Origin of the sequence: Candidatus Venteria ishoeyi (assembly GCF_030378065.1) — a bacterium.
Taxonomy (GTDB): Bacteria; Pseudomonadota; Gammaproteobacteria; order Beggiatoales; family Beggiatoaceae; genus Venteria; species Venteria ishoeyi.
The window spans coordinates 1-13,838 of sequence record NZ_JAUCGJ010000052.1 but is presented as its reverse complement, the minus strand read 5'-3'; the positions used below and the strand labels follow the sequence as shown (position 1 = coordinate 13,838).

General features: G+C 46.1%; 12 protein-coding genes and 1 pseudogene. 7 read left to right on the top strand and 6 right to left on the bottom strand.

Going from position 1 to position 13,838, the window contains the following annotated elements; genetic code table 11:
• The 6 genes from QUF61_RS15020 to QUF61_RS14995 all read left to right on the top strand — a co-directional run bounded on the left by QUF61_RS15020 (position 1) and on the right by QUF61_RS14995 (position 4,507).
• Positions 1 to 759: an S-methyl-5'-thioinosine phosphorylase gene (locus QUF61_RS15020; protein WP_289682432.1), complete on the top strand. Its 759-nt coding sequence runs from the start codon at positions 1 to 3 to the stop codon at positions 757 to 759.
• Positions 760 to 867: 108 nt separating this feature from the next.
• A complete protein-coding gene (locus tag QUF61_RS15015; RefSeq protein WP_289682430.1) occupies positions 868 to 1,488 on the top strand; it encodes a prepilin-type N-terminal cleavage/methylation domain-containing protein in 621 nt (206 codons plus the stop codon).
• A gap of 4 nt (positions 1,489 to 1,492) precedes the next feature.
• Positions 1,493 to 1,897, top strand: a complete 405-nt coding sequence (locus tag QUF61_RS15010; RefSeq protein WP_289682428.1) for a PulJ/GspJ family protein — start codon at positions 1,493 to 1,495, stop codon at positions 1,895 to 1,897.
• Between the two features lie 20 nt (positions 1,898 to 1,917).
• Positions 1,918 to 3,057, top strand: a complete 1,140-nt coding sequence (locus tag QUF61_RS15005; RefSeq protein ID WP_289682426.1) for an AAA family ATPase — start codon at positions 1,918 to 1,920, stop codon at positions 3,055 to 3,057.
• Complete coding sequence (locus tag QUF61_RS15000) at positions 3,054 to 3,827, top strand: hypothetical protein (protein WP_289682425.1); 774 nt, start codon at positions 3,054 to 3,056, stop codon at positions 3,825 to 3,827. The genes QUF61_RS15005 and QUF61_RS15000 overlap by 4 nt, the downstream gene beginning before the upstream one ends.
• A gap of 2 nt (positions 3,828 to 3,829) precedes the next feature.
• Complete coding sequence (locus QUF61_RS14995) at positions 3,830 to 4,507, top strand: prepilin-type N-terminal cleavage/methylation domain-containing protein (RefSeq protein ID WP_289682423.1); 678 nt, start codon at positions 3,830 to 3,832, stop codon at positions 4,505 to 4,507.
• Positions 4,508 to 4,563: 56 nt separating this feature from the next.
• Here QUF61_RS14995 and arsJ read toward each other — a convergent pair whose 3' ends face one another.
• Positions 4,564 to 5,787: an organoarsenical effux MFS transporter ArsJ gene (arsJ, locus tag QUF61_RS14990; RefSeq protein ID WP_289682422.1), complete on the bottom strand. Its 1,224-nt coding sequence runs from the start codon at positions 5,785 to 5,787 to the stop codon at positions 4,564 to 4,566.
• A 1-nt stretch (position 5,788) separates the two neighbouring features.
• Positions 5,789 to 6,790, bottom strand: coding sequence for an ArsJ-associated glyceraldehyde-3-phosphate dehydrogenase (locus QUF61_RS14985; RefSeq protein ID WP_289682421.1), 1,002 nt, complete (start codon positions 6,788 to 6,790; stop codon positions 5,789 to 5,791).
• Positions 6,791 to 7,045: 255 nt separating this feature from the next.
• Here QUF61_RS14985 and QUF61_RS14980 point away from each other — a divergent pair, with 255 nt between their 5' ends.
• Complete coding sequence (locus QUF61_RS14980; protein ID WP_289682420.1) at positions 7,046 to 9,649, top strand: AAA family ATPase; 2,604 nt, start codon at positions 7,046 to 7,048, stop codon at positions 9,647 to 9,649.
• A gap of 78 nt (positions 9,650 to 9,727) precedes the next feature.
• Here QUF61_RS14980 and QUF61_RS14975 read toward each other — a convergent pair whose 3' ends face one another.
• The 4 genes and pseudogenes from QUF61_RS14975 to QUF61_RS14960 form a co-directional block, all read right to left on the bottom strand.
• A complete protein-coding gene (locus tag QUF61_RS14975) occupies positions 9,728 to 12,058 on the bottom strand; it encodes a CHAT domain-containing protein (protein WP_289682419.1) in 2,331 nt (776 codons plus the stop codon).
• On the bottom strand, positions 12,055 to 12,723 hold the full coding sequence (locus tag QUF61_RS14970; RefSeq protein WP_103919472.1) for a hypothetical protein: 669 nt from the start codon (positions 12,721 to 12,723) through the stop codon (positions 12,055 to 12,057). Before QUF61_RS14970 ends, QUF61_RS14975 begins: the two co-directional genes overlap by 4 nt.
• Before the next feature lies 1 nt (position 12,724).
• Positions 12,725 to 13,672, bottom strand: a complete 948-nt coding sequence (locus QUF61_RS14965) for an ATP-binding protein (protein WP_289682418.1) — start codon at positions 13,670 to 13,672, stop codon at positions 12,725 to 12,727.
• A gap of 43 nt (positions 13,673 to 13,715) precedes the next feature.
• Positions 13,716 to 13,838: pseudogene (locus QUF61_RS14960) on the bottom strand (ISAs1 family transposase); the annotation flags it as partial.

The following is a 13,838-nucleotide window of genomic DNA, read 5'->3' as shown; positions in this document are numbered from 1 at the left end:
GTGACAGAATTGGCGATTATCGGAGGCACGGGCGTTGCCTCTTTAGAAGGTATGGAAATTGAGCGCAGACGCGCGGTGCATACCCCTTATGGGCCGCCTTCCGGGCCTGTGATGTTCGGGCGTTATGCCGGGACATCCATTTTATTTTTACCCCGCCACGGTTATGGACACACGATTCCGCCACATCAGGTCAATTACCGCGCTAACCTTTGGAGCCTGCAATATCTGGGGGTCAAACGGGTGCTGGCCTTTGCTGCTGTGGGTGGCATTCATGCGGATATGCAGCCAACTGATTTAGTCATACCGCATCAATTAATCGATTATACTTCAGGGCGCGCGCATACCTTTTTTGAAGAATCAGAAGGCTTGAACTCACAGCCTGTGACACATATTGATTTTACCCAGCCCTATTGTGCGACATTACGCAATAAATTATTACTGGCAGCGGAACAGCCTGATTTAAAGGTTCATAACCAAGGTGTCTACGCCGCTATGCAGGGGCCACGTCTGGAAACGGCTGCCGAAATTGATCGCCTGGAAAAAGATGGTTGTGATATTGTCGGCATGACCGGTATGCCGGAAGCCGCGCTCGCCAAAGAGCTGGACCTGTGCTATGCCACCTGCGCCATTGTTGCCAATGCCGCAGCAGGGCGGGGCGCAGCAGAAATCAGTATGGATGAAATTAATCACAATATCCGCATTGGCGTTGGACACGCGCGCACCGTGTTAGCACATTTGATTCCTTTGCTGAATGAATAAGAAGGGTTATGTAAAAGCTTCTTTTTCACACTTTAAGGCGCAAAAAACTGCTTTGTACTTCACGCTGGTTTTTGCGCTGTCCAAACAAAACGGGGCACACAACATTCAGTGAATAAAAAACACCTTAGGAATGAGAATTTAATAAAACCAGAAAGTATAGCGAGTGATTTTGCGCGCAAATCAAGGCGGCGCGATGGGCGCATAGTTATTCTATGCAACCGGAGCGACAACGCAGAGTCGCGCGTAAAAGCGCCGCTAGACGCTGGGGTTATTGAATTCTCATTCTTTACACAAGGTTTCACCCTGTTTGAACTATTAATCGTGCTGGTGATTATCGCGCTTGCCAGCGCCTTGATTGTGCCACGCATGGGGGGTAACGAATTTACCCGCTTGCAGGCAGAAGTGCGTGAAGCCGTTGCCGTACTCAATTACGCCAGACGCATGGCAACTATTCAAGGGCAATTAGCTGAAGTCAAACTCTATGGTGTACCCAAAAACAGTAACAAACAAAAACCACCGCAACCGGGACAATGGATCAGTAAGGGCGCTGAAATTCACAGCACTCAAATAAACAATAAACAAACGGATAACAAGAAAGTCTATGAAGTGACATTTTATCCCGGTGGCGGCTCCAGTGGTGGAGAATTTGTGTTTAAGCGCAAAAGCTTTGAAATTAAAGTGGCGATCAATCCTATCACCGGTAAAGTCACAACCGAGACCACAAAATAAATACATGAAAAATTTACCCTCTGCACAAACGGGTACACAAGGTTTTACCTTATTGGAAGTCCTGGTTGCACTCACCATAGTCGGTTTGGTCTTAGGTTCCATCATGGCGATTTCCGGCAGTAGCAAACGTCTGGCCTGGCGCGCCATAGAAGGACTGGAGCGCAGCATTGATGAGCGCGCGGCAATCAATGTCGGACAGGCAGAACGCAAAACCGACTACCCGGAAACCCACGCCTCCAATAAGACAGATTTAGCCTTACAAACTGAAGATTACTTAAAAGCCCCTCCCCGGCAAACCAAAAAAATTCTTTATGTCCTGGAGCCTTATTACTTAGGTAAAACCAGTCAGGATGTTGGTCAGCTACGGGCATTACGCTGGAAACGGCTTAAATCTATCCCCTCGCAGTAATGAAAAAATAGGTCTTATCTATGATAAAAACAATTTACCTGGATAATTTTAAGTCTCTTGTTGATTTTCAGATAAAACTTAATAAGTTTAATTGTCTTATTGGATTGAACGGTGCTGGAAAAACAACCATTTTACAAGCATTAGAATTTCTGAGCCAATTGACAATAGGGAATTTAGATTTTTGGTTAGAAAAGCGGAATTGGAAAAAATCTGATTTAAAAAACAAACAGTCTCATAAAAGCAATATCAGTTTTAATGTAGTCCTTGATATAGACGGTGAAGAACTAAATTGGAATGGAGAATTTAATCGCACTGATTTATACTGCTCTAAAGAATCTATTACAGTAAATGGTGAGATATTATTAAATGTAGAAAAGCGTACCTATACCTTAGAAAATAATGGGAAATTCAATATACAATTTGATTATCAAGGTTCTATCCTATCACAGCTAAATTTAGACAAATTTCCTAAAATTTTACAGCATCTGAAAAAAGATCTCAGAACAATTAGATCCCTGGAACTTCTCGCTCCTCACTTGCTTCGCCAATCTGCGCGTCCTCAATTCAAAAATATTGGAGTTGGCGGTGAACGTTTATCTGCATTTTTATCCCAACTATCTCATAAGCAGAAATCATCAATAGAAAATAAATTAAAAGAATTTTACCCTAACTTTTCCCAATATCGTATTGAATCTATGCGCGGAGGCTGGAAAAAATTATCTGTTACAGAAAACTACCCTCTAAAGCATTATTCTTTTCAGGATATAGATTCAAATCATATTAATGATGGTATATTACGCATATTAGCTATTCTTGCACAATTACAGACAAATGATAATTTTATCTTATTTGATGAAATTGAAAATGGCATCAATCCTGAAATTATTGAGAAACTGGTAGATACTTTAGTCAATACCTCACAACAGATAATGGTGACAACTCATAGTCCTATGATATTAAACTATCTGGAAGATGAGCTTGCCAGCAAATCGGTGATTTTGGTTTATAAAACACCAGAAGGTTTTACTCGTAGTCAACATTTTTTTGATATTCCCATGCTCAAGGAAAAATTGACAATAATGGGGCCGGGTGAAGCATTCATAGACACTTATCTTGAAGATCTGGTTGCTGATCTAAACAAACAGGAAGAAAGTGTATGATTTTTTTGCTCAGTGGTGAAGGTAAAACAGATTTGGGTTATTGTAAGGTGGGAGGTAAGCCATATGATAGTGGTATATATCGCTATGGACCAATGGCAGTGCTTGTAGATAAATTGGTTTATAAAAAAACTGAAATTTCTATTTTAGAAAATAGTATCATCTCTTTTATCAGTGAAACTGCCTTAAAAGATATCTCAAACAATTCATCAAAAAAACGTTCTATGAGATTAGCAGGTAAAAAACAAAAAAAAGAAACCACATTTTTTGCAAACAACGCCCATGCATTAGCAACTAAAGCAAAGGAAATAGAACGCAAGGAAAATGAAACTGTCATTGCAATATTGTTTCGTGATAGTGATGGTACGCGGAGTTCGCCGCGCTCTCTGTGGCAGGACAAGTGGGATTCAATGATACAAGGCTTTGAACGCGCAGGATATTCTACTGGTGTACCCATGATACCTTGTCCAAAATCCGAGGTATGGCTATTATGTGCAGTAAAAGAAAATCCCTACAATCACTGCGATAAGCTGGAAAAGATTTCTTCTGGTAATGATAAGAGTCCAAAACCCTTGAAAGATCAGCTTGATAATGCTTGCCAGAAATTTTTTTCAAAAAATAAAGAGTATAGACATAAAAAAAGCTATAGCGCAGAAGACTGGAACAATATATTAAAAGATGATGAAATTGATATACATCGTATTGATATGCCAAGTTTTAATACATTCAAAGAACACTTATATACTATTCTGCAAGATTGCTCCCCTGATTGACAATGATAAAAAAACCTTCAATAAGATACCAGTCAACTAAAGGGTTCACTTTACTGGAATTACTCATCGCCATGGCTTTGGCGGCAATGGTGGTGGCAGTATTAGCCAGTGGTTTGAGCATTACGCTGAAAGACTGGAACAGCAATACCAAGCAGTTGGAAAATCAACTGGACAACAGCTTGGCTTTATTGCAAATCGAACAGGCTTTAATCGGCGCTTACCCACATCTGTATCAGGATCGTAAGAAATTAAAAAAATATATTCTATTTGAAGGCAAGCAGAAAAAAATAGCCTGGGTTTCCAGCGTATCCCCCGACAGAACACCCGGTTTAACTGCCTGGGAGCTAAAACCGGGCAAGGACGATAAGGGGCTGTTATTACGCATCGCCCCGGCATTTGCTGATGATCCCGCTAAGCGTTTGAAAAAAACTGAACCCATACATTTATTTCCTGATTATCAAGTGCGTTTTGAGTATCTGGAAATCAAGCCACAAAAACGTTATATGGAACAGGAAAAAACTGAATGGAAGAAAAAATGGTCTGCCAAAAAACGCCAAAGCCTGCCATTTGCCGTGCGTATGGTATTGCGTGATGGCAATCAGGGCAAACCGGTTGCCGAGATTATTGCACCGATTATGGCGCAGGAACATTTCACCTTAAAACCTAAGATTTTAAGGTGAAGGCTTTACGGATAACCCCCCTTTGGAGGGGTGTTATCCGTTGGCGTTCTGGAAAATTAATTATCTGAAAGTCTACGGCTTTGCCTATTTAATTCCGGTAAACCAAATGAAAGCAAGGCCGCTATCAATACAAAACCACTGGACCACCACAAACAGCCTTGCAAGCCATAGCTTTGATAAAGCCAGCCGGAGAGTATGGTACCCGCTAAGCGTCCGCCAGCATTTGCCATATAATAAAAACCTACATTCATCGCCACCTTGTCGTGGTCGGAATAGGCCAGAATCAAATAAGAATGCACCGCAGAATTAATTGCAAACACCACCCCGAATAAAATCAGGCCAATGATTAATACCCAGGCAGGGGGCCAACCCTGCTGCAAAGCCAGCGCAATCAGCACCGGAAACAAAGCCAAAACAAAGGCCCAGAAACGCGCTGTTTTACCGCCAGGGCTTTTGCCTTTTGCCTGCTGGCGCAGCAATTTTGGCGCACTGGCCTGCACCAGTCCATAACCTATCACCCACAAGGCCATAAAACTACCGACTTCGGTAAATGACCACTGCAACACCTCATAAAGAAACACCGGCAAACCCACCACAAACCAGATGTCACGCGAGCCAAACAAAAAAAACCGGCTGGCAGAAAGCCAGTTAATCGCTGCAATCCTGGAAAAAACCTGGCTGAACTTCGGCTTGGCTTTCATCTTGCCCACGCCTGTGGGCAATAACAACATGGTAATGACCAGCACCACCAGCAGCAAACCTGCCAGCACCACCAAAGCCCCACGAAAACCAATCCATTCCAGCAATGCCGCGCCGATAAAAAAACCGCCGCCTTTCAGCGCATTTTTAGAGCCGGTTAACATCGCCACCCACTTAAATAACTGTGATTCCCCGGTATCACTGACCATAGTTTTAACCGATGCCTTTGCCGACATCTTATTCAAATCCTTGGCAATGCCTGAAAGCGCCTGCGCCGCCATTACATAAGCCACTGACAACCAGGCTTCCGGCACCGTCAGCGCCAGCAGCGCCACCACCTGCATTGCCATACCGATATGCATGGTCAGATTCAGGCCGATACGCGCCCCCAGCCAGCCGCCCACCAGATTGGTGACAATGCCGAAAAACTCATAAAATAAAAACAGCATTGCCACTTCAAACGGTGAATAACCCAGCATATGAAAGTACAACACCACCAGCATCCGAATCGCGCCATCGGTGATGGTAAACGCCCAGTAACCGCCAGTGACGATCAGATAATGCCGTATACCCTGTTCCATCTTACAAACTCGCAGCGACCATACGCACGATATCCATCATGCGATTGACATAACCCCACTCATTGTCGTACCAGGCGTAGATTTTAACCTGGGTATCATTAATCACCATAGTTGATGGCGCATCTATGATTGATGAGCGGGCATCATTGACATAATCCACCGATACCAATGGGCGTGTTTCATAGCCTAAAATCCCGTTTAACTCACCTGCTGCGGCTTCCTGAAAATAGCCATTAATTTCTTCAACAGTAACGGCGCGGGATGCCTCAAACACAAAGTCCGTCAGCGAGGCATTGAGCAGCGGCACCCGCACCGCATGACCATTGAGTTTGCCAGCCAGTTCAGGAAATATTTTGCTAATGGCTTTTGCTGAACCCGTTGTGGTTGGAATCAAAGAATTGCCACAGGCACGGGCGCGGCGCAAATCCTTATGCCCCTTATCGACAATGGTCTGGGTATTGGTAATATCATGAATGGTGGTCATGCAACCGTGTTGAATGCCCACTTTTTCGTGCATCACTTTCACCACGGGAGCCAGACAGTTGGTAGTGCAGGAAGCGGCTGTCAGCAAATCATGTACTGCGGGGTCATATTGCTGATGATTAATGCCATAAACAATATTCAACGCACCTTCCGTAGGCGCGGCAACAATGACCTTTTTCACGCCCTGTGCGAAATAGGCTTGCAGCATTTCAGGTGTTTTATGATGTACCCCGGTTGCTTCAATCACAATATCGCAATCTGACCAGTCGCAGGCATCAATACTGGCATAAGAGGAATAAGCGATATTATGCCCATCAAGTCGCATATCACCATTTTCTGCACCTGTCGCATAAGCCCAACGCCCATGCACCGAATCAAACTGTAACAAATGCGCTGAACCGGTCGCATCCGTAGCGATTTCATTAACCCGCACAAGCGTATATTCAGACTGTTCCCAACCCACTCTGAAGCCCAAACGCCCCATACGACCAAAACCGTTAATACCTACTTTTATATTCATTTTTTATCCTTATCAATTAACTTATAAATATTGGATGAAGACTCATTATAGTTGCCTTAAAGAGGCTTCCAACACATGGCGAATAGCTGTTACATGTTGTTTCCTGTCTGTACATTGCATAATTTTATGCATCATGTCATCATCAATCGTTAATCTTATTCACATCACTTTAATCCCATACAAACATAAATTATAAGCATAGCATGGTGTTTGTTTGCGTTCTATCATCCCACGCCAAAGACGCTGAAATGCTCAATGAGGTTATTGTCATTATCTGAATTGCCACCTAAAAACCTGCAAATAACAATGTCTTTCAAACACTTCCCAGCGTTACGCGCACTTTTATTTTATCCTCTGCTCACTGCGGCTGTAGTGGCGCTATTGCTCTGGTTATTTGAGCAACCCTGGAAATATATTCAACTGGGTATTATCTGTGCCTGGGTCTGGCACAGCATGACTCAGCTTGCATTAGGCTTATGGGTTTCCTGGGCACATGGACGACTGGCGGGGTTTCTTGGCGGCTTGCTCAGTGGTTTGTTGCTGTGCGGTATGCACTACGGTATCGTCAGCATATTAGCGGTCAGCTTATTTAGTCTGGGAGTGCTTAGTCTGATCTTGCAGCAACAGCAGCCACCTGTATCGGTAAAATATTCACGCATATTTGCAACAATTGTCGGAAGTTTGTTGCTGGGGGCGGCTTTACTGTTTATGGGTAATTGGCTGGGTATGTTATTAAGCGCGCATATCAGCACCGTGGCAGCTTTACCACTACGCTTAACCACAATGGCGATTCTGGTGGGTGTGCTATCAGGCTGGCTCAGCGGCGGTTTGTTATGGATGCTGCTGAGTATGCTGTTGATGGGGCTGGGCTTTGGCTCTTGGTTGTTGCAAGGCTTATGGTTGTCTGAGCCAATCAGTCAAGGCTGGCAGTATGCCTTGACAGATACAGTGCGAGCAGCGGTATTAGCATTGCTGGGCAGCGGTTTATATGCTTTGGCTTATGTGCCTGCACGGCACTGGGCAGGAATCCGCGTTGCAGTCATTGCTGGCAGTCTCAGTGCTTTATTTTATATGGTTTTGATTGCCTGGTTCAGCGGCGCAGGCTGGTGGGTATTATGGTTGCCGGGGGCATTATTGCTGGGTTGGACTTACCTCTGGTGGCGTTCTCTGCTGCTTTATCCGCTGCTGGAAGTCTGGCATTGGTTATTATTGTTAAAACTGCAAAACAGCGCCATGATATCACCACAAACACTAAGACAAGTCTCCTGGCACGCGGCATTCCGGGATAAATGGCAGTTGTTGCCCTGGCGCAGCCTGTTGGCCTACTTATTATGGTTACAGCAGCAGGATGAAGCGGCAACTCAGGATTATTTGCAGCAACTGGAGCACAGCCACCAGCATTGGGTGATTGCAGAATTTTATCTGGCCTTGAACCTTAAATCACTGGCGCAGGTTGCCAGTCTGGAAGCGATGGGGCAGGTGCATCAGCAGATTCATGCACTGCCTAATACGCATCCCATGCAAACCCTGCTGCAACGGTTTCAGATGGTGAGCCGTGATGTCGCAGTAGTTACGGAACAAACCAGCCGTTACACGCAACGTCTGGTTTTGCGTGACAGTGAAGAATTGCTCAATCGTCTAATTATGGATCTGGAACAATCCCGTCAGCAAGCAGTGAAGCACCTGTTACCTCTGGCGCGGCAATGGCGTGCGCTATTGACTGAAGCTTTTGTGCAGTTTGATAAAACCCTGAATGCTTCCACGGAAATGCACAATCCTTATATCGTCGGCATTCCGCTGAACAGTAAACAAGAGATTTTTGTCGGTCGCCACGATATTATTGCCGATATTGAAAAATCATTATTTACCTTGCCTGCGCCGCCGGTGCTGATTTACGGTCAACGCCGCACTGGTAAAACCTCCCTGCTCAGCAATCTCAACCGCCTGCTGCCCAGCCGTTTTATTTTTGCTTATCTGGATTTTCAAAGCCCACGCATGTTATCCGGGCAATTAGCCACCATGCTGGAAGGCATAGCCTTCAGTGTCAGATTGGCATTTCAACACAGCCTGCAACGCCCAGCGCCTGCACTTGATAAGGCCTTGCTGGAAACTGATCCCCTGCATGCCTTTGCGCTGTGGCTGGAAGCCGTGGAAGCGCAATTGGGTGAACATACCCTGGTTTTGGCGCTGGATGAGTTCGTGGCGTTGGAAGATAAAGTCATGGCACAGACCACATTGCATGAATTACTCAGCCTGTTTCGCCATATCATTCAGCATCACCCAAGCTGGCGCTTACTGCTGGCGGGTTCACATCAACTGGATGAACTGCGTGACTGGGCGGGTTATCTGGTGAATATGCAGGTGTTACACTTGGGCTTTCTGCCGGAAAACTACGCAAGACAACTCATCACCCGCCCGGTTGTCGATTTTCCTTTGTCTTACGCAGAAAATACCGTATCCCACCTGATCAGCCTGAGCAGTGGTCATCCTGCCTTGGTGCAGTTGCTTTGCCGGGAATTGGTTAACCTGAAAAATCGCCAGGATGAAAGTCAGCGTTATCTGGCACAAATGACGGATATCGAAGCAGCAGCGGTAAGTGCCCTGCAAACCGGCACATTTTATTTCAGCGATATGCTACATAACCAGATTACCAGCGATGGACTGGAACTGCTGCGTTACCTGGCAAAACAAGGGGAAGGCATAGTCATAAGCCAGACAGAACTGGTGGAAACCTTTGGTGACAGCCTGGAAAAGCGCCTGCATCAAGTTTTGCGCCGTGAATTATTGCAGTGTGAGCAACAGGGCTATCGTTTTAGTGTGGAGTTGGTGCGGCGGGCGGTTGTTGCAGAATTGGGATAAGCGTTATCCGACCCGCTATCAGGGGCAAACTACATCAATCTGACACCGGCAATCAAAAAGCTTACATCGCTATTCAGATTAGTCATCATATCCGCCAATCAACAAAAATGCTGCCCAGTAATAAGGATGCTGAAACGCCTTATATTCAGGATTTTCCAATAAGGCCCGTTGTGCCTGTTGCAGTGCCTGCGCTTTGTTGACAGTGGGGTTTTGCAGTTGTTGGTAGAACTCTATTAATAATTTTGGCGTGATGCGATCATCAATGCGCCACAAGCTTGCCAGGGCATGACGTGCCCCGGCTTTCACTGCAACCCCCGCAAGCCCCAGCGCGGCGCGATCATTACCCGCTGCTGTTTCGCAGGCACTGAGGGTAAGCAAATCCACTGGCTGGTTACGTTGGGTTTTCTGGTGCACTAACTGCGCTAAATCATTCAGGTTGAGCTTACCATCATAAGTCAGAATAAAAGTATCTTCGATCTGACCGCTGAATTGTCCGTGTGAAGCCAGATGCAGGATATTGTAGGGCTGTTCCTGCCAATGCCGGGACAGGTTGGGCTTGGTAAAGCGTTCGTTGAGCAGCAATCCAGTATCCTGCGCGGTATATAAATCCCTCACTGCGTCCAATTCATGGGGAACACATTGCAAAGCAGGCATCCCCGCCACAGACTGACTCAAACCACCCAGCAATAATGCCGGTACGCCTGTGGGTTTGGCGATTGGAGTCAAACACAGACCAGGGCTGATGCTGACGGCATAGCGCTGGATCAGATAGCTGTTACCATCATGCAATGCACTAAATGGCAGGGTACGGAGTATACCATCTGGCACGATAAGCAAATGCCCGATGTCGTTCTGGCTTAATATGCCTTGCAAGGGTCTGATTAACCATTGATGCAAACGCTGGGATTGTTTGATAACCGCCCCGATATTCTGGAAGGGGTTGGCAACGGATAGTTCAGGAGAACGGCTGAGCGCGGCGCAATTAAAAGTGGCGTATTGCGTTGCCGTCGTTTTTCGAAGCGGCATCTGGTGCTGTGCGGAACGTAACAAGCTGCTGAGAACAGCCACTTCCTGGCGCAGCACTTCAGCCCCTGTCGCCTGTTTGATAACATGCAGTTTGTCACCAATTTTCAGCAATAAAACCAGATACTTTTCAAAAATCAGCGGATACAAAATAGCCGTGCCTTCAGGCGCAGCGATTTTAAGTAAAGGGCAAGCCCGTGCATCTGAGGTTTTACAAGGTGTTTGTAAATAATCTTCCAGTTCCAGGCGTTTAAACTGCTCCACCACAGCCACAGCCTCATGCAACAACTGCTGTTGTTTTTCCCCTTGCTCCTTCTCGGCCTGTTGTAATAAAAGCTCAACAAATCCCATATACAAGGGGACAATTTGCTCGGGAAAACGCGACAGCAGTATCCGATAGCCTTGATAAGCTTCCTGATGCCAACGGCTGCGTAGATGTTTTACGGCTTTACGATAAGCTGTCAATGCGGCTGTCTCAGCACCCCGTTGGTGCAGCAGCCTTGCCAGTTGATGATACCAGCGGTAAAGGCGCGCGCTGTGAGGCTGTTGCTGGGCAAAAAATACTGCCTGCCGGGTCAGCTTCAGTGCAGCATCTGAATGCCCCTGATTTTGCTGAAAACCACCCCAAAGTCCTGTGACATAAGCCTGTAGTGCTGAATTTTTTAGCTTTGCAGCACTGTCCCATGCCGTTTGAAATAAATTGTCCCTGCTTGCGGTATCTGTGATGGAATCTGCTTCTGCCAGTTGCAGCAAAGCCATGACTTGGGCATGACTGGGAGGCAAGCTCAGCCAGGCTTGTTGTGCCTGTTGCCAGAGCGTGTTTACCGACACTCTCTGAGCCTGTGCATTACGCCAACGATTCAAATGAATTTTAGCGCGCACTAAAGTATCCGCAGGGGTGTTTTTTGCTGTTAAAATCCGCAGTGCTTGTTGGTAGGTGTGTTCGGCATCCGTAAATAAAAAAGCCAGTTGTTGCAGGGTTGCCTGATGATTCAGTAAACGCGCTGTCAGGTTGCCCGAGTTCACCTGCTGCGCTGCTGCAAAAGCCTGTATTAATACAGCATCGGCTTGTTCATGGTAATCTTCTCCCTGCGCCATATACAACCGGCTCCAGGCATACCAGAATTCAGCTTGCACTGTAAGTGAGCGTTCAGAAATTGTTGGCTCAAGATTTTCCAGCAAGGCTTGTCCTGCCTGATAATGTCCCAGGTGCTGATAAGCATCCACCATGCGCAGGTGAATCTCAGGTTCCGCTTCAGCAGCCTGCCAGTATGTGATAGCCTGGGCAAAGTCACCACGCAGAAAAGCCTGTTCTGCGTTATTTTCCTGCGCCATTACCCATGCACTGGCAAGGCTGAACAGACAGATGCCCAGTAATTTATTCATTGTGCTAACTGCGCCTTACTCTGCGGATCGGCGGCAATCATATCCAGTTGACGCTGACAGCCTTGCTGCGCCATCCACTGACTTTTCTGCCCGGCACCCGACAAGTTATCGGGCATGGCTTGTAAACTCACCAGCGTTGCGCGTTGCGCCGACATCAATAAATAACTGCCTCCCGCTGTCAGCGGCAACTGTTGGCTTGGCCACTTCAGTGTTGTCTGTCCACGCGACCACGGCAGGCTGATGCGTTTACCGCTGTGCTGTACCTGGATGCTTAATTGTTCAACCTGTCTCACTTTGCTGCGCCATAAAGATAAATTCTGCCCCACGGGATAACAAGTTACGCCGGGCTGATCTGCATCAATCATCCATAAACCTGCTTGTTTGCTATTAACGCTACGCTGCGTGGGTGTCAATGCAGCAATGGTTTGCGCCATATTTGGGCAATAGGGTGGTTTTTTATAAGGACCCTGCAAAGTGCAACGTTGCTTGCCTTTTACTTGTAAAGTCAATGATTCACCTGATTTCAGAGTAATAACCATATCAGCAGACAGGGTTTGATTAGCTTGATAAGCTGTACTATGACTGCTGATGATCTTAAAGCTATCAGCCGCCATCAGCACCTGAGGTGACAAGACAAATAAAACCAGAACGATATAATAATTCATATTACTGTTTCTCCAATTGTTGCAAATGTTGAATACACAGTTCCTGTAAAACTTCCGGCGCGCCCTGTGCCTGGGTGATAATCCGCTCACAGTCCTCCTCCTGGAAAGTAATGGAAGAACGGGCGATGACGTGTTCGGCTTCCGCCTGGGTAAAGGGCGGTAAGTTAACCTGATAACTGAACACATTAAAAAAAGGTGAGGATTTCCCCTCTTGCTGTGCTAATTCTGCCGGGGCAGTGCGCGAACTCAGCAAAAAACCCAGATGTCCATAACAATAATTATGTTGTATGGAACGCAGACCCCACCAGAATTCCTGTGACAAATTCTCTGCTGCCAGTCCGTATTCAATATCATCCATCAATACCAGCGTGGGATGTTTAATCGTATTAAAACTCAGTATTTCCTCAAAATTCACCAAGCTGCAATTGGTTAAGGTTGGCAATTCCAAACCTTGCAGCAAATACTGAAGCAGGCTGCTTTGCTGGCGCATTCGCGCTTCCTTAAAGTCAACCAGTATCACTTGATAATCCGCAGACAATTGTTGTGGCAGCATATGTTTTAAATAATGCAGTAAAGAGCTTTTACCACTACGTCGGATGCCCGTCACCGCAACATTTTGCAGTGGCAGATTACGCCATAACTGGATAATTTGCCCGATAATCTCTTTGCGTCCACAAAACTGCTGCGGGTGAATGATTGGCTGTCCCGCAACAAACGGGCTTAGACGACTTGGATCTATTTCTGCTGGCTTGCCTCCCAGTGATTCATTTGAACCACAGCCTGCCGCGCGTAAAAAAATCTGACGCTGTTGTTTGTTTAATGCTAAATGTGGCAGACAGGCCAATATTTTACGACAATCAGGCCGGGCAATTTCGCCACTACGCCAACGCCGCAGGGTATGGCGGTTAACATCAATCCGTCGCGCCAGGTCGGAGCAGGGCAATCGCATTAAAAACTTAAAAAATACCATAGTGTTATGTAGTTCTTAGTTTTTACGACGTGCCCAATAAAATTTTTAGCAGATATGTTTCATTCCAACCAGCTTTGAGACGTTTGGTTTTAATACCAACTTTAGAAGTTTTTTCTGCCTTTAATAAGTTGAGTGCTATATGGCG

Excerpts from the sequence above, each read along its gene's own strand:
- QUF61_RS14995 (WP_289682423.1), top strand. The coding sequence starts at position 3,830 with ATGATAAAAAAACCTTCAATAAGATACCAGTCAACTAAAGGGTTCACT.
- QUF61_RS15005 (WP_289682426.1), top strand. The coding sequence starts at position 1,918 with ATGATAAAAACAATTTACCTGGATAATTTTAAGTCTCTTGTTGATTTT.
- QUF61_RS14975 (WP_289682419.1), bottom strand. The coding sequence starts at position 12,058 with ATGAATAAATTACTGGGCATCTGTCTGTTCAGCCTTGCCAGTGCATGG.
- QUF61_RS15000 (WP_289682425.1), top strand. The coding sequence starts at position 3,054 with ATGATTTTTTTGCTCAGTGGTGAAGGTAAAACAGATTTGGGTTATTGT.
- QUF61_RS14985 (WP_289682421.1), bottom strand. The coding sequence starts at position 6,790 with ATGAATATAAAAGTAGGTATTAACGGTTTTGGTCGTATGGGGCGTTTG.
- QUF61_RS14970 (WP_103919472.1), bottom strand. The coding sequence starts at position 12,723 with ATGAATTATTATATCGTTCTGGTTTTATTTGTCTTGTCACCTCAGGTG.
- QUF61_RS15010 (WP_289682428.1), top strand. The coding sequence starts at position 1,493 with ATGAAAAATTTACCCTCTGCACAAACGGGTACACAAGGTTTTACCTTA.
- QUF61_RS14980 (WP_289682420.1), top strand. The coding sequence starts at position 7,046 with ATGAGGTTATTGTCATTATCTGAATTGCCACCTAAAAACCTGCAAATA.
- QUF61_RS14965 (WP_289682418.1), bottom strand. The coding sequence starts at position 13,672 with ATGCGATTGCCCTGCTCCGACCTGGCGCGACGGATTGATGTTAACCGC.
- arsJ (WP_289682422.1), bottom strand. The coding sequence starts at position 5,787 with ATGGAACAGGGTATACGGCATTATCTGATCGTCACTGGCGGTTACTGG.